We start from the raw sequence: 16,636 nt of genomic DNA, 5'->3' as shown, positions 1-16,636 counted from the left end.
TCAGTATGGATGCAAGCTGACAGACCGCTATCGCGAGCAAGCTCGCTCCCACAGGTTCTTCCACAGGTTTGGTTTCAAGGTGAAGGCTCAAACTTTTTTGCTTGAATCGTGCCAAAAACCCGCTACAGGCCCTGCGCCATGACGTATTGAGTGCGCTACACTGCGCCGCTTGTGCAAATCGAAGAGTTTGAAGGACAACCATGACGTTCAAGGCCCCGGACAGCCTCGCCGAGCAAATCGCCCATCACCTCGCCGAACGCATCATTCGCGGCGAAATGAAACCGGGAGAGCGCATCCAGGAGCAGAAGGTCACGCTGGCGCTCAACGTCAGCCGCGGCTCGGTCCGCGAGGCCTTGCTGATCCTGGAGCGACGCCATTTGATCGCGATCCTGCCGCGCCGTGGCGCCCACGTCACCGAACTCACCGAGCACAAGGTGCGCAGCCTCTGCGCGTTGATGAGCGAGCTGTACATCCTGCTGGGCAACGCCGTGGCCCATGGTTGGAAAGAACAGGCCGACATGGCGCCGTTCGTGGCGATCCAGCAGCGTCTCAAGGACGCCTACGCACACCAGGACATTCGCACTTTCGTCGATGAAAGCTTCAGCGTGATGCGCGCCGCCTATCCGTTTGCCAACAACCCGTACCTGCAGGAAACCGTCGAGAACCTGCAACCGGCCATGAGCCGCGCCTATTTCCTGGCCCTGGAGCAGCGCAAGGCGGAAATGAGCGAATTCCTCGACCTGTTCCAGCGCCTGCTCGCCGCCGTGCTGGCCCGTGATTTGCCGCAGATCCGCATCGTGCTCACGGCTTACGCCCAGCGCAGTTGCGATCTGGTGGTTGCTGCCCTGACGGCGGCCTGACGTGCGGCTCAAGTGCATCAAGTTGGCGGGGTTCAAATCCTTCGTCGACCCGACCACGGTGAACTTCCCCAGTAACATGGCGGCGGTGGTCGGGCCCAATGGTTGCGGCAAGTCGAACATCATCGACGCAGTGCGCTGGGTGATGGGCGAAAGTTCGGCCAAGAACCTGCGCGGCGAGTCGATGACCGACGTCATCTTCAACGGCTCCACCAGTCGCAAGCCGGTGAGCCAGGCGAGCATCGAGCTGGTGTTCGATAACTCCGACGGCACCCTGGTGGGCGAATACGCGGCCTATGCGGAAATCTCCATTCGTCGCAAAGTGACCCGCGACAGCCAGAACAGCTATTTCCTCAACGGTACCAAGTGCCGGCGTCGCGACATCACCGACATTTTCCTCGGCACCGGCCTGGGCCCGCGCAGCTACTCGATCATCGAACAGGGCATGATCTCCAAGCTGATCGAAGCCAAGCCCGAAGACCTGCGCAATTTCATCGAAGAAGCCGCCGGTATTTCCAAATACAAGGAGCGACGGCGCGAGACCGAAAACCGCATTCGTCGCACTCACGAAAACCTGGCACGCCTGACCGATCTGCGCGAAGAACTCGAACGCCAGCTTGAACGTCTGCACCGTCAGGCCGAGGCCGCGAAAAAGTACCAGGAATACAAGGGCGAGGAGCGCCAGCTCAAGGCCCAACTGTCGGCCCTGCGCTGGCAGGCGTTGAACGAGCAGGTCGGCCAGCGTGAGGCGATCATCGGCAACCAGGAAGTCAGCTTCGAAGCCCTGGTGGCCGAGCAGCGTAATGCAGACGCCGCCATCGAGCGCCTGCGCGACGGCCACCATGATCTGTCCGAGCGCTTCAATCTGGTGCAAGGGCGCTTCTATTCCGTGGGGGGTGACATCGCCCGGGTCGAGCAGAGCATCCAGCATGGGCAGCAACGGCTGCGGCAGTTGCAGGATGATTTGAAGGAAGCCGAGCGGGCGCGCCTGGAAACCGAATCGCACCTGGGCCACGACCGCACCCTGCTGTTGACCCTCGGCGAAGAGCTGGACAGGCTGACGCCGGAGCAGGAAATCACCAGCGCCGCCGCCGAAGAGGCTGCCGCGGCCCTGGAAGAAGCCGAACTGACCATGCATGGCTGGCAAGAGCAGTGGGACAGTTTCAACCTGACCTCGGCCGAGCCGCGGCGTCAGGCTGAAGTCCAGCAGTCGCGCATCCAGCAGTTGGAAAGCAGCATGGAGCGCCTGGCCGAACGTCAGCGCCGCTTGTCCGAAGAACGCGCGTTGCTCGCGGCGGACCCGGAAGACGCCGCGATCCTGGAACTGAGCGAGCAGCTGGCGACCAGCGAAGCCACCCTCGAAGACCTGCAGGCCAGCGAAGACGCCCAAGTCGAACGCCTCGAGCAACTGCGCCAGGCCTTGCAATTGGCCTTGCAGAACCAGCAGCAGGGCCAGGGTGAGTTGCAGCGGCTCAATGGGCGCCTGGCTTCGCTGGAGGCCTTGCAGCAAGCGGCGCTGGATCCGGGCACTGGCGCCGCCGAATGGCTGCGCGACCAGCACTTGGCCGAGCGTCCGCGACTGGCCGAGGGCCTGAAGGTCGATGCCGGTTGGGAGCTGGCGGTGGAAACCGTGCTGGGGGCCGACCTGCAAGCGGTGCTGGTGGATGACTTCGGCGGCTTCGACCTGTCGGGCTTCACCCAGGGCGATCTGCGTCTGCTCAGCCCGGCCGGCGACGGCGTGCGAATCCCCGGCAGCTTGCTGGACAAGGTCGAGGCTCAGGTCGACCTGTCGCCCTGGCTCGGGCAGGTCAAACCGGTGGACAGCCTTGAACAGGCCTTGGCCCTGCGTGGGCAATTGGCGGCCGGCGAAAGCCTGATCAGTCGTGACGGGTATTGGGTTGGCCGGCATTTCCTGCGGGTGCGCCGGGCCAGCGAAGCCGAAAGCGGCATGCTCGCCCGCGGCCAGGAAATTCAGCGCCTGGGCGCCGAGCGCGAAGAGCGTGAGGCCAGCGTCGAAGCCCTGGAAACCGAATTGCAAAACCTGCGGGCGCAACAGCGTCAGCAGGAGAACGGCCGCGAGCACCTGCGGCGGCTGTTGCAGGATGAAGCGCGCCAGCAAGGCGAGCTCAAGGCGCAGTTGTCGGCCGGCAAGGCCAAGGTTGAACAACTGGCGCTGCGCCGCACCCGCCTCGATGAAGAGATCGCCGAACTGGGCGAGCAGCGGGCGCTGGAGCACGAACAGATCGGCGAGGCGCGCTTGCAACTGCAAGAAGCCCTCGATGCCATGGCGCTGGACACCGAGCAGCGCGAGTTGCTGCTGGCCCAGCGTGACAGCTTGCGTGAGCGCCTGGACCGGGTGCGCCAGGAAGCGCGCCAGCACAAGGACCATGCCCATCAGTTGGCGGTGCGCCTGGGCTCGCTCAAGGCCCAGCACGATTCCACGCGCCAGGCCTTGGAACGGCTGGAAATGCAGTCCGAGCGCCTGACCGAAAAACGCGAGCAGTTGAGCCTCAATCTGGAGGAGGGCGAGGCGCCGCTGGAAGAGCTGCGTCTCAAGCTTGAGGAGTTGCTCGACAAGCGCATGAGCGTCGACGAAGAACTCAAGACCGCGCAGATCGCCTTGGAGGACGCCGACCGCGAACTGCGCGACGCCGAAAAGCGCCGCAGCCAGGCCGAGCAGCAATCCCAACTGATCCGCGGCCAGATGGAACAGCAACGCATGGAGTGGCAAGCCCTGACGGTGCGGCGCAAAGCCTTGCAGGACCAGTTGCTGGAAGACGGCTACGACCTCGATGGCGTGCTCGCCACCCTGGTGGCCGGAGCGAACGAGAAGGATGCCGAGGAAGAACTGGAACGCATTGCCCAGCGCATCCAGCGCCTGGGGGCAATCAACCTGGCGGCCATCGACGAGTACCAGCAGCAGTCCGAGCGCAAGCGCTACCTGGACGCCCAGAACGATGATCTGGTGGAAGCGCTGGAGACCCTGGAAAACGTCATCCGCAAGATCGACAAGGAAACCCGCAACCGCTTCAAGGATACCTTTGATCAGATCAACGGCGGTTTGCAGGCACTTTTTCCAAAAGTTTTCGGTGGTGGCAGCGCCTACTTGGAACTGACGGGCGAAGATTTACTCGATACAGGGGTGACAATCATGGCGCGTCCTCCTGGCAAGAAGAACAGCACCATCCATTTGCTCTCCGGCGGCGAAAAGGCGCTGACAGCGCTGGCCCTGGTCTTTGCCATTTTCAAATTGAACCCGGCGCCGTTCTGCATGCTCGACGAAGTCGACGCGCCATTGGACGACGCCAACGTAGGCCGTTACGCACGGCTGGTGAAGGAGATGTCTGAAACGGTGCAGTTCATCTACATCACCCACAACAAGATCGCCATGGAAATGGCCGATCAGTTGATGGGGGTGACCATGCACGAGCCGGGCTGTTCGCGACTGGTGGCGGTGGATGTGGAGGAGGCCATGGCTCTGGTGGATGCCTGAAGAACCGGTTGTAGGGCTTCTGCTTCGAACGCTGTAGGTATTTTTTACCCGGGTGGCTGATGTTCAATTCACAGATTGGGCACAAGCCTATGCGACAGACGGTGTAAAGTTATCTTTGGTCGTGCTAGTTTAATGTCAATTTTTCGTATGCGTGGGCAAAACGCCATTCAGAACATAGAGTTGGCGCCACGTTTTAAAGCGGTTTGCAAATAGCTAAGCCCCTTATTTTTCAGCATTTTTATAGAGGCACGGGATTACATGGAAATCGGTCTGCGCGAGTGGCTGATCGTCATCGGCATCATTGTCATTGCCGGTATTCTTTTCGACGGCTGGCGTCGCATGCGCGGCGGCAAGGGGAAACTGAAGTTTCGCCTGGATCGCAGCCTGTCGAACCTGCCCGATGAGGATGACAGCGCCGAACTGCTGGGCCCGCCGCGGGTGCTGGACACCCACAAGGAGCCGCAGCTGGATGAACACGACTTGCCGTCGATGAGCGCGCCTGCCCGTGAGCCACGGGAGACAGGTTCCAAGCGCGGCAAGCGCAACAGCGAGCCGTCCCAGGGTGATTTGAACCTGAACCTCGACTTGGATGGCGGGCCGAGCTTCAGCAGTCGCGACGGCGACTTCCCGGACGAGAGCAAGACCCCGAGCGTCGACAAGGACCAGGCCCAGGCTGAAGAAGTGCTGGTGATCAGCGTCATCTGCCGCGACCCGGCCGGCTTCAAGGGCCCGGCGTTGCTGCAGAACATCCTCGAAAGCGGCCTGCGTTTCGGCGAGATGGACATTTTTCACCGTCACGAAAGCATGGCCGGCAACGGCGAGGTGCTGTTCTCCATGGCCAACGCGGTCAAGCCTGGTGTGTTCGATCTGGACGACATCGATCATTTCAGCACGCCGGCGGTGAGCTTCTTCCTCGGCCTGCCTGGCCCGCGTCATCCCAAACAGGCCTTCGACGTGATGGTGGCCGCGGCTCGCAAGCTGTCCCAGGAGCTCAATGGCGAACTGAAGGATGACCAGCGCAGCGTGCTGACCGCCCAGACCATCGAGCATTACCGCCAGCGCATCGTCGAATTCGAGCGCCGGGCACTGACGCAGAAGCGCTAAAGTCGCCAGAGTCTTTATGGCTAGGGCTTTTTGTGGCGAGGGAGCTTGCTCCCGCTGGGGGCGAAGCCCCCCCAAAAAAGTCTTGAAAAAATGAGCAGCCCAGGCTGCTCTTTTGCTTTATGAGAGAACACCCCATGAATGCCGTCGAATCCCGCATCCAACAGCTGCGCACCGAGCTGGACCAGCACAACTACCGTTACCACGTCCTCGATGAACCGAGCATCCCGGACGCCGAGTACGACCGTCTGTTCCACGAGCTCAAGGCCCTGGAAGAGCAGCACCCGGAACTGGTCACCAGCGATTCCCCGACCCAGCGGGTCGGCAGCGTGGCGCTGTCGGCGTTCAGCCAGGTGCGCCATGAGATCCCGATGCTCAGCCTGGGCAACGCCTTCGATGAAACCACCATGCGTGAATTCGACCGCCGGGTGACGGAAGGTCTCGACCTGCCCATGGGCGATTTGCTGGGTGGTGGCGCGGCGGTGGAATACAGCTGCGAGCCGAAGCTCGATGGCCTGGCGGTCAGCCTGTTGTATCAGGACGGCATGCTGGTGCGTGGTGCCACCCGCGGTGACGGCACCACGGGCGAGGACATCAGCGTCAATGTGCGCACCGTGCGCAACATTCCCCTCAAGTTGCAAGGCACTGGTTGGCCACCGCTGCTGGAAGTGCGCGGCGAGGTGTACATGTCCAAGGCCGGCTTCGAGCGTCTCAACGCCACGCAGTTGGAGGTGGGCGGCAAGACGTTTGCCAACCCGCGCAACGCGGCGGCCGGCAGCCTGCGTCAGCTCGATTCCAGGATCACGGCCAACCGTCCCCTGGAGTTCTGTTGCTACGGCATCGGCCAGGTGACGTCGGACATCGCCGACACCCATATAGGCAATCTCAAGCAACTCAAGGCCTGGGGCATGCCCATCAGCCGTGAGTTGAAGCTGGCCCACGGCATCGATGAATGCCTGGATTACTACCGTGACATCGGCGAGCGACGCAACGCGCTGCCCTACGAGATCGACGGTGTGGTGTTCAAGGTCAACAGCATCGCCTCGCAGCGCGAGCTCGGTTTCCGCGCTCGGGAACCGCGTTGGGCCATCGCCCACAAGTTTCCCGCCACTGAAGAACTCACCGAGTTGCTCGACGTCGAGTTCCAGGTCGGCCGCACGGGGGCGGTGACCCCTGTGGCCCGTCTCAAACCGGTAAAAGTCGCTGGCGTGACCGTGGCCAACGCCACCTTGCACAACATGGACGAAGTGGCGCGCCTGGGCGTGATGATTGGCGACACGGTGATCATCCGTCGCGCCGGGGATGTGATCCCGCAGGTGGTGCAGGTCGTCACCGAGCGCCGCCCGGAAAACGCCCGCCCGGTGGAAGTACCCCAGCAATGCCCGGTCTGCGGCTCCCACGTCGAGCGCACGCAATTGATCAAACGCAGCAAGGGCCGTGAAACCGTCAGCGAAGGTGCGGTGTACCGCTGCGTTGGTCGCCTGGCCTGTGGCGCGCAGCTCAAGCAGGCGATTATCCATTTCGTCTCGCGTCGGGCCATGGACATCGAAGGCCTGGGCGAGAAGAGCGTCGAGCAACTGGTGGATGAGGGGTTGGTGGGTTCGCCTGCCGATCTGTATGCCCTGACCTTCGAACAGGTGGTCGACCTGGAAGGCTTCGCCGAACTGTCGAGCAAGAACCTGCTGGCCGCCATCGTCGACAGCAAAAAACCGAGCCTGGCGCGTTTCATCTATGCCCTTGGCATCCCGGACGTGGGCGAGGAGACCGCCAAGGTCCTGGCCCGCTCCCTCGGTTCGCTGGAGCGCGTGCAGGCGGCGTTGCCCCAGGTGCTCACGTACTTGCCTGACGTCGGCCTGGAAGTCGCCCACGAGATCCACAGCTTCTTCGAAGACCCGCACAATCGCCAGGTGATCAAGGACCTGCTGCGTCACGGTCTTGAGATCCAGGATCAGGGCGAGTTGGGCGCCGAGTTCTCCGCCAGCACTACCCTGGGCGGCTTTCTCGACAAGCTGCACATTCCTTCGGTCGGACCGGGCGGGGCGCAGAAACTGGCGGACAAGTTCGGCTCCCTCGAAGGGGTGATGAGCGCCGACTGGCTGGACATGCGCCAGGCGCTGCCGGAAAAGCAGGCCAACGCCGTACGCGAGTTTTTCGCCATTGCTGCCAACCGTCAGCAGGCCGAAGCAGCGGAACAACAGTTGCGCGATTTCGGTATGCATTGGCAAAGCGAGAGGAAAGTCGTCGAAGGCTTGCCCGAAGCAGGGCACACCTGGGTGCTGACCGGTTCGCTGGAGCTGATGAGTCGCGACGTTGCCAAGGACAAGCTGGAGAGCCTGGGGGCGAAGGTCGCCGGTTCCGTGTCGGCGAAAACCCATTGTGTGGTGGCCGGGCCGGGGGCGGGTTCGAAACTGACCAAGGCCAATGAGCTGGGGCTCAAGGTGCTGGATGAACAAGCCTTTGTCGATTTCCTGACAGGGCATGGCGTCGCACTCTGAGGGTGCTCGGCTTTTTGTGGCGAGGGAGCTTGCTCCCGCTGGGTGGCGCAGCCGCCCCAATCGGGGCGACCCAATCCTCCTGGTGGACCGCATTGGCCGGTTTTGCGACGGCTGCGCCGCCGAGCGGGAGCAAGCTCCCTCGCCACGGTTGATCGGCGCTATGACGCAGCGCTTTGGAACGATCATGAACGTAAGGTGATCTAGTCTTGCAGGCTCCAGGGAGAGATCGCCATGTACCGCTTCTTCGAACAACTGAGCTCACGCATCGCCGCGCCGTTCCTGGGCGATCGGTCACGTAACAGCAAGGTCTGGTCGTGCCGCTGCGGCCAGTCGTTGTTCTTTCGCAACAGCCAATGCCTGGCCTGCCTGGCGGCCCTGGGGTATCAACCCGAGCAGAGTCGCCTGTCGTCCTTGCAACCCGGTGAGCAGCCCGACACCTGGACGCTGGATGCCGATCCGCACGCCGGGCTGTTCCGCCGTTGCGCCAACCTCGACACCCCGGCTGCCTGCAATTGGCTGCTGCCGGACAATGGGCGCGATACCCTGTGCATCGCCTGCAGCCTGAATCGCACCATCCCCGACCTGTCGATTCCGGAAAACCCTGAGCGTTGGCGCAAGGTCGAGACCGCCAAGCGTCGGCTGGTCGCGCAGCTGATTACCTTCGGCTTGCCGGTCATCCCCAAAACCGTCGACGAAACTATCGGCCTGGCTTTCGACTTCATCGGCGTCGACCCCGACGGCAAATCGCCAATGACCGGCCATGCCAGCGGGCTGATCACCCTCGACATCAAAGAGGCGGACGACGCCCATCGTGAATACGTGCGCCAGCAGATGCGCGAGCCGTATCGCACCTTGCTCGGGCATTTTCGTCATGAGGTGGGGCATTACTATTGGGACCGGCTGATTGCCAACAGCCACTGGCTCGAGGCTTTTCGCGAACTGTTCGGTGACGAGCGCGCCAGCTACGCCGAAGCCCTGGAGCGGCACTACCAGCAAGGCGCGCCGCTGGATTGGCAAACCCGCTACGTCAGCGCCTATGCCACCATGCACCCGTGGGAGGACTGGGCGGAAACCTGGGCCCATTACCTGCACATGATGGACGCGGTGGACACCGCCTTGGGCTTCGGCATGAGTGCCCGGGAGATGGATTTCGACTACCAACCGTTCCCGCCCGAAACCTTGTACGACGCCGAGCACACAGGCGGTGCGGCGTTCCTCTCGTTCGTCAACGCCTGGATCGAGCTGGCCGGCATGCTCAACGAATTGTCCCGCAGCATGGGCCAACCGGATTTCTATCCGTTCGTCGTACCCGCGGCGGTGATCACCAAGCTGCATTTCATCCATCTGGTGATCCAGGAGGAGGGTGGTCGGGCGGATGAGGTGCTGATGTAACTAGCAGGTGTTTGTTCGCCAGATTACATCGTCGATTCTCGATAAGGGAGCTGGGCCAAGTTAAAGTAATGCTATTTGTTTTGATAGTAGTTTCATATTCAAGTTTTCCTTTACCCTAAGGCCGCCATGGATGATGGCTATATTTATTAAGGAAAATACTATGAAACATGATGACGTGGATAAAGCGACAACCATTCCCAATGCGCCTCGGCGGCTTGCCCAGGCCGGACAAAGCAAATACAGCATTATATTGGCTTGGCAAATCTCGGATAATGCTCGGCCCGATCAGATAGCGGCTCATACGTTTAAAGTCACTGCGGTGGCAACTGGGCAGCCGCAGTTTGTTCCTGCAACCCAAGTGAAACCGGACGGGCGCGGTTGGTACCGACATGAAATAGGCGTCAGTGGCGGCGCCCGACCGGTCTATTTCAATGTTCAAGTTCGGGCGCAAGCTTCCAATGGTGAGTTTGGGGCGTTCTGTCCAGTGGTAGTTTGTAATACTTCGTCGTGACCGATTATTTAATATCAACCATGATTTAAGGTCGTAGTTAGTCATTAGTCGTTGGTTGAAAGGTTCAGTCTGTTAAAACTTCACTACAGGTTCCCTGTGGGAGCGAGCCTGCTCGCGATGGCGGTGAATCGATGAATGAGCCTCCGTCATTGCGAACAAGCTCGGCTCTCACATGGGGTCTCTAGTGTTCACAGATCCAGTGTTCGCTTCAGATCCCCTGTGGGAGCGAGCTTGCTCGCGATAGCGGCTGGTCAGCCAGAACCCATGCCGAATGTGTCGGCGCCATCACAGGCAAGCTGGGTTCCCACAGCAAGTGCTTGAACCTCTTCAGTTTTTTTATCCGGCACGAACGGTTGTAACTTCTTGCCAGATAGGTACAATGGCGCGGCTCGCCGTCAGGCGGGCGTCGTTATGGTGACCCCATCGGTCCCCCCGCAACGATTACCCGTGAACCTGGTCAGATCCGGAAGGAAGCAGCCACAGCGGGAACATTGTGTGCCGGGGTGTGGCTGGTGGGGTTGCCTCCATAACGCCCAGGCCTTCATTCGCAAGGTTTGCCAATTCAAAATTTCTTGTTGTTTTGCTGATCGGTACCGATCGGTGCGTTCTGCTGTCCGGTCTTTGGCCAGACAGGGCAACCGAGTGTCAACGTCAACAAGGAGGCCGGCCCTGTGCATCGACAGGACCGCGGCCTGCCGTCAGTACTGAGCCTTCACGTACTCAGCAATCGGCTCTTGTAAAAGATCCTGCGGATGATCCCCGCCGAAAGTCGCCCATTTGCTTTTACCGGACAAGATCGCAGACCCCAGCGGCTGTGCGCCAGTCGGACCATAAATGGCGAGCTTCACCTCAATCTTGTCGGGGAGGCCCGACCATTCCGTGGCGCGTTCTTCCCAATGCAGGATTTCCGGGATGACGTAGTAGCCCGAAGGGTTGCTCTGTCTCAGGCAGCTCAATTCACGACACGAGCCCATGACCGTCACACGGTTGGTGTAATAAGAGAAGGCTGTTTTGACAGCGGCAGCTGTCATATCGCCGGAGGCAGGGTAGGGCGTTGTTTCGTAGCGGCCGTCGATCGGTGTGGCGATGGTGACGGGCATTTGCCGATCAAGTTTTCCCGGGTTGGGAAATACCTCTTGTTGCGCGTATTTGGCGGTACAGCCGGTGGCGAGTATCGAGGCAAGAATGATCGAAAGTTTATGCACAGTGTTCCCTGGGATTTTATTGTGTCGACGAGTCGTAGGCGTCATGGGGACGCAGGAATCAACGCGTTGATAGTCGAGGTTCGTGGCAAGCGATGTCAACGTGACATTGTGTCTTGCGTCACCCTCGGGATTGGGCGAGCGAGCAAAGAGAAGCCCAGCCTGTCTCGTATCGACAGGCCAGGTTTCTCTTTCACTGCATCAAGGCTTGGACAAGGCCTGGTCGACCGCTGCGATCAGCTTTCCCAGGTCCTTCGGGGTGGCTTTATGTATGACACCAAACAGGTACGCCCGCTGTTCGTCCTCATCGGCCATGTCGGCAAAAAAGGCCTTCATCTGCACATCCAGCACGTTGGCAAGCAGGAACAAGGCTTCGATGCTGGGGGTGTAGGTGCCGGTTTCGAAGCGGCTGATGGTTTTAGGGTCAAAACCGGTTTTTTCGCCAAGTTCAGCCTGAGTAAGCCCCGCTACTTTGCGGTAGCGTCTGATGGCTGGACCCAAACTTGAAATTTGCATCGCTTAATTCCCATTTAGAATCAAGAACTTAACGATAGATTTTCGCATTAGGCAACCGCGTGATCCATCACCTTGCTTTGCAAAATGTGATGTGTTTCGTAGAATCGGCCTTTGGCACGGGTATTTGGTGACCTGCTTTTCGAAGCCGAGGTATGTGCAGGGACCGGGCCTTGTGTTCTTGCCACGATACAAGGCAAGGGCTGAGCCCTCCCTTGGCGCCGCCAGGGCCCGCGCTCCAGTTTCTCTCAGAGTGTTTGAGCCTAGTTGATTTTCGCCTGTCTTGAAGGCGGTGCAACCGCGCGCGACAAATGAGCCTGACTCATGGATGACTGCTTCGATGGATAAGAAGTACCGCAGGGCCGTTGACGCCGCCGCGATTTTTTCCGAGACCGATCTGAGCGGGCGCATCACCTACGTCAATGATCAATTTTGCAGCCTTTTTGGTTACCGGCGCGATGAGTTGCTGGGTGCGAACCATCGCCTGCTCAATTCCGGCCAGCACCCTGGCGAGTTCTTCAGCGCCATGTGGCGCACCATTGCCCTGGGCCAGGTCTGGAAAGGGGAAATCTGCAACCGGGCCAAGGACGGTACGCTGCACTGGGTCGACACCACCCTGGTGCCGGTGATCGACGACGAGACAGGCCAAATCGAGCGCTACCTGGCGATTCGCTTCGACGTCAGCGAAAAGCGTCGCTTGCTGCATTCATTACAATGGCGGGTTGGTCACGATGTGCTGACCGGGCTGCCCAATCGTACTTATCTGTCGGATTTGCTGGACCAGGCCCTGGAGTTTTCCCGTGCGGAAAACCTGCCCTTGGCGGTGTGCATGCTCGACCTCGATGGCTTCAAGGCAGTCAATGACGGCTATGGTCACGCCAGCGGTGATCGACTGTTGGTGGAGGTCGCCAGGCGCCTGCGCAGCATCGTGCGTGGCGAGGACGTGGTGGCGCGGCTGGGCGGGGACGAGTTCGTACTGGTGCTGCGCCATGTGCGTGGGATGGAAGAGTTGCATGCCGCGTTGAACCGGGTGTTGATCGCCGTCTCCATGCCGTATGCCATTGACGGCAAGGACATCAAGGTTTTCGCCAGTATTGGCGTCACGCTGTTCCCATGGGACAACGAAGACGCCGAGACCTTGTTGCGTCACGCCGACCAGGCGATGTACGTGGTCAAACAAAGCGGTCGCAATCGTTTCCACTTGTTCGATGTGTCCCGGGACAAGGAGGTACGGGCCACTTACCAGACTGTCGAACGGGTCCGCCAGGCACTGGCCGATAACGAGTTGCGGCTGCATTTCCAGCCCAAGGTCAATATGCGTCATGGCACCGTGGTCGGGCTGGAGGCACTGCTGCGCTGGAAGCATCCGCAACGTGGCCTGGTGCCGCCTCGGGAGTTCCTGCCTCTGGTGGAGGAGACGGACCTGATCGTCGAGATTGGCGAGTGGGTCATGGAACAGGTCTTGACCCAGTTGCAGCAATGGCAACAAGCGGGGCAGGGCTGGCCGGTGAGCATCAATATCTCGGCGCGGCATTTCCAGCGGGCGGATTTTGTCGAGCGGCTGCGGCAGGTATTGGAGCGGCATCCGGCTGTGCCGCCACGCCTGTTGGATCTGCAGATTGTCGAATCCGTCGCCGTGGAGAACCTTGCCCACGTCAGCGCCTGTCTCCAGGCCTGCCAGGCGTTGGGCGTGGGGTTTTCCCTGGGCGGTTTTGGCACCGGCTACTGCTCGCTCAACGACCTCAAGCACCTGCGTACGCAAACCATCAAAATCGACAAGACCTTCGTGCGCGACATTCTCGATGACCGTGACGACCTGGCGCTGACCGAAGCGGTGATCGGCTTGGCCCGGGCGTTTGGTCGCGAGGTGGTCGCCGAGGGGTTGGACAGCCTGGAGCATGGCCAACTGTTGCTGAGCCTGGGCTGCGAGGTGGCACAAGGTTATTTCATCGCCCGGCCCATGCCGCCCGAACAGATACCGGCCTGGGTGCAGGGATTCATCCCGCCGTCGCAATGGCAGCAACGGCCAGTCGATCAGGGCGAGGGCGTCTCGCTCCTGGCCCGCGATGCTTCACTGCGGCCGGTGTAAAGCTGGATGATCGCGTCGATTTCCCCGGACGTTTTCATGTTCAGCAAGGTCCTCAGGATGCGTTGTGCTGGAATGTTTGGATCGTCGCGCACGTAACAGCTCAACTGCTGTTCCTGAAGCACAGCCACTTCATGAAGTTGTCGATCTTCGGTATGGCGCTGATTGAACCAGTCCAGTGCCCACTGATTACTGATCCCATAGCGATAACGCCCGGCCAGCAGTTTCGCCAGCACTTGTTCCTGGCTGCGGGCGTCGTCGCGGTGCAGTTGGTTGCGGTCGAACAAGGGTTGCAAGGTTGGGTAGGTATAGCCGAGCACCGTGCCGATGGGTTGTTCCGGCAACGTGGCCAGTGTTACCGCCACAGGGGGGCTGGCCGTGGCAACGATCAGGTCACGCTGGAAAAACAACGGGATGCTCCACAGGTAATCGCCACTGTCCTTCACCCAGTCGGGGCTGACGTAGCAACGCATGTCGATTTCGCCGTGTTTCATGGCGCCATCGAGCCGGGCGCGGGACAGGACGTGGAATTGCGCCGGCCTGCCTACCTGGGTCGCCAGGCTGGTCATGATGTCGGGAATGATGCCCTGGGTCGGGCGACCTCGTTCGATCTGCACCAGGGGCATTGCCCAACCGTCGGTAATGGCGAAACGCAAGGGGCCTTCCTCGGCAAAACAACCGGTACCCAACAACAGCAAAGCCCCCATGGCTGAGCGCATAAACTCTCCTGACTGTACAAAACCGTGTCGACAACCGAGTCCCAAGTCCAAGCTTAGTCAGATTAGACGAGCACACCGGATGCAATTTCGCCCCTGCTCCGCTAGCATTAGCCGCTTATGTTCCTTCGTTGCGACGGTTTTCGATGAGTTATCAGGTTCTTGCACGTAAATGGCGTCCGCGCTCGTTCCGCGAAATGGTCGGCCAGACCCATGTGCTCAAGGCTCTGATCAATGCCTTGGACAGCCAGCGGCTGCACCATGCCTACCTGTTCACCGGTACCCGGGGCGTGGGCAAGACCACCATCGCGCGGATCATTGCCAAGTGCCTGAACTGTGAAACCGGTATCACTTCGACACCTTGTGGCGAGTGTTCGGTCTGCCGGGAAATCGACGAGGGCCGCTTCGTCGACCTAATCGAGATCGACGCCGCCAGCCGCACCAAGGTCGAAGACACCCGTGAACTGCTCGATAACGTGCAGTACGCCCCGAGCCGCGGGCGCTTCAAGGTCTACTTGATCGACGAAGTGCACATGCTTTCCAGCCATTCCTTCAATGCGCTGCTCAAGACCCTCGAAGAACCGCCGCCCTACGTCAAGTTCATCCTGGCGACCACCGACCCCCAGAAACTTCCTGCAACGATTCTGTCGCGGTGCCTGCAGTTCTCCCTCAAGAACATGACGCCGGAACGGGTGGTCGAGCACCTGACCCATGTACTGGGCGTCGAGAACGTGCCGTTCGAAGACGATGCCCTGTGGCTGCTGGGCCGCGCCGCCGATGGTTCGATGCGCGACGCCATGAGCCTGACCGACCAGGCCATCGCTTTCGGTGAAGGCAAGGTCATGGCCGCCGATGTCCGGGCCATGCTCGGAACCCTCGACCACGGCCAGGTCTATGACGTCTTGCATGCGCTGATCGAAGGCGACGCGAAGGCGCTGCTCGAGGCGGTGCGTCACCTGGCCGAGCAGGGGCCGGACTGGAATGGCGTGCTCTCGGAAATCCTCAACGTGCTGCACCGTGTCGCCATCGCCCAGGCCCTGCCTGAAGGCGTCGACAACGGCCATGGCGACCGTGATCGCGTACTGGCCTTGGCCCAGGCACTGCCGGCCGAAGACGTACAGTTCTATTACCAGATGGGCCTGATCGGCCGTCGCGACCTGCCCCTGGCGCCGGATCCGCGAGGCGGCTTCGAAATGGTTCTGCTGCGCATGCTGGCGTTCCGGCCAGCCGACACGGCGGACGCCCCGAGGCAAACGCTAAAGCCAGTGGGGATCAGCCAGGCCACAGCTGATTCCGCCAAGCCAGTGGCTGCCGCGCCCGTCGTTGCGCCGGCAGTGGCTTCGGTGCCGGCAGCGGTGGCACCTGTACCCCAACCGATTCCGGCGCCAGTACCTGTGGTCGCGGCGCCTGAGCCGGAACCCGAGCCGGTCGTCGAGGCGTTGCCCGAACCCGTCGCTGAAGAAGTCGTCGACCTGCCTTGGAATGACCCGGTCGAGCCGGAAGTGGTCCAGCAGCCGGTCGTCGAGCCCGTGCTGGAAACGGTCGCCGAGCAGCCCGAGTTGCCGCCGATGCCGCTGCCGACGCCCGACAGCGTGGTGCCCGATGCGCCTGAGTGGGTCGCCGCACCCGTGCCCGAGCCGACGGTGGCCGACGTCGATGTCGCCACGCCAGGCATCGACCTGGACGACGAGCCGCCGCTGGACGAGGATTACATCGAGCCGGACATGGATTCGGCCTACAGCTACCTGGACGACCTGGCCAGCGAGCACGCCGCTGAGCCGGCCCCGGAGCCCGAGCCGGAACCGGCGGCGATGCCGGCCACCGGGCTGGCCCTGCAATGGCTGGAACTGTTCCCTAAACTGCCGATCAGCGGCATGACTGGCAGCATCGCGGCCAACTGCACGCTGATGGCCGTGGAAGGCGACCACTGGCTGTTGCACCTGGATCCGGCCCACAGCGCACTGTTCAACGCGACCCAGCAACGTCGCCTCAACGATGCGCTGAACCAGTACCACCAGCGCACCCTGACGCTGACCATCGAGCTGATCAAGCCCGAGCAGGAGACCCCGGCCCAGGCCGCGTCCCGTCGCCGTGCCGACCGTCAGCGTGAAGCCGAGGAGTCGATCCACAGTGATCCATTCATCCAGCAGATGATGCAACAGTTCGGCGCCGTGGTCCGTCACGATACTATCGAACCTGTCGAAGCCCCGGTCACCCAGGGCTCATAACTGAAGGCGCCGGGCCGAACGGGCCGGGCGCGTTGTTTATCC

The 16,636-nt window shown here is 61.2% G+C and carries 11 protein-coding genes and 1 other RNA gene; 9 read left to right on the top strand and 3 right to left on the bottom strand.

Annotated features, from left to right (window positions below):
- Positions 1-200: 200 nt before the first annotated feature.
- From AB4N80_RS25170 to ffs, 7 genes are all read left to right on the top strand, one after another.
- Positions 201-860, top strand: a complete 660-nt coding sequence (locus AB4N80_RS25170) for a GntR family transcriptional regulator (RefSeq protein WP_460079403.1) — start codon at positions 201-203, stop codon at positions 858-860.
- A gap of 1 nt (position 861) precedes the next feature.
- Positions 862-4,350 carry a chromosome segregation protein SMC gene (gene smc / locus AB4N80_RS25165; RefSeq protein WP_460079400.1) on the top strand — a complete coding sequence of 1,163 codons (3,489 nt, stop codon included), beginning with the start codon at positions 862-864 and terminating at the stop codon, positions 4,348-4,350.
- A 258-nt stretch (positions 4,351-4,608) separates the two neighbouring features.
- Positions 4,609-5,454 carry a cell division protein ZipA gene (gene zipA / locus AB4N80_RS25160; protein WP_122567906.1) on the top strand — a complete coding sequence of 282 codons (846 nt, stop codon included), beginning with the start codon at positions 4,609-4,611 and terminating at the stop codon, positions 5,452-5,454.
- 134 nt (positions 5,455-5,588) lie between these two features.
- Positions 5,589-7,946 (top strand): NAD-dependent DNA ligase LigA, encoded by a 2,358-nt coding sequence (gene ligA, locus AB4N80_RS25155; RefSeq protein ID WP_305483069.1) that lies wholly within the window; start codon positions 5,589-5,591, stop codon positions 7,944-7,946.
- Positions 7,947-8,177: 231 nt separating this feature from the next.
- Positions 8,178-9,338, top strand: coding sequence for a zinc-binding metallopeptidase family protein (locus tag AB4N80_RS25150; RefSeq protein WP_122567908.1), 1,161 nt, complete (start codon positions 8,178-8,180; stop codon positions 9,336-9,338).
- 160 nt (positions 9,339-9,498) lie between these two features.
- Positions 9,499-9,849, top strand: coding sequence for a hypothetical protein (locus tag AB4N80_RS25145; RefSeq protein WP_163006828.1), 351 nt, complete (start codon positions 9,499-9,501; stop codon positions 9,847-9,849).
- 421 nt (positions 9,850-10,270) lie between these two features.
- An RNA gene (ffs, locus tag AB4N80_RS25140) (signal recognition particle sRNA small type) lies at positions 10,271-10,367 on the top strand.
- Positions 10,368-10,547: 180 nt separating this feature from the next.
- On the opposite strand, the gene AB4N80_RS25135 is transcribed toward ffs, so the two are convergent.
- Complete coding sequence (locus AB4N80_RS25135) at positions 10,548-11,054, bottom strand: DUF4823 domain-containing protein (protein ID WP_305483072.1); 507 nt, start codon at positions 11,052-11,054, stop codon at positions 10,548-10,550.
- Positions 11,055-11,252: 198 nt separating this feature from the next.
- Positions 11,253-11,567: a helix-turn-helix domain-containing protein gene (locus tag AB4N80_RS25130; protein WP_122567910.1), complete on the bottom strand. Its 315-nt coding sequence runs from the start codon at positions 11,565-11,567 to the stop codon at positions 11,253-11,255.
- Positions 11,568-11,904: 337 nt separating this feature from the next.
- Between AB4N80_RS25130 and AB4N80_RS25125 the strand changes: the two genes are divergently transcribed.
- Entirely contained in the window at positions 11,905-13,653 is a 1,749-nt protein-coding gene (locus tag AB4N80_RS25125; RefSeq protein WP_122567911.1) for a putative bifunctional diguanylate cyclase/phosphodiesterase, read from the top strand.
- Here the strand turns inward: AB4N80_RS25125 and AB4N80_RS25120 are convergent.
- A complete protein-coding gene (locus AB4N80_RS25120; RefSeq protein WP_354336740.1) occupies positions 13,599-14,369 on the bottom strand; it encodes a substrate-binding periplasmic protein in 771 nt (256 codons plus the stop codon). The genes AB4N80_RS25125 and AB4N80_RS25120 overlap by 55 nt on opposite strands.
- Before the next feature lie 143 nt (positions 14,370-14,512).
- Between AB4N80_RS25120 and dnaX the strand changes: the two genes are divergently transcribed.
- Positions 14,513-16,594 (top strand): DNA polymerase III subunit gamma/tau, encoded by a 2,082-nt coding sequence (gene dnaX / locus AB4N80_RS25115; RefSeq protein ID WP_305483074.1) that lies wholly within the window; start codon positions 14,513-14,515, stop codon positions 16,592-16,594.
- The last annotated feature ends 42 nt before the right edge of the window (positions 16,595-16,636 follow it).

It is taken from the genome of Pseudomonas sp. H3_A02 (genome assembly GCF_054671965.1).
This window is presented reverse-complemented; position numbering and strand designations above follow the sequence as displayed.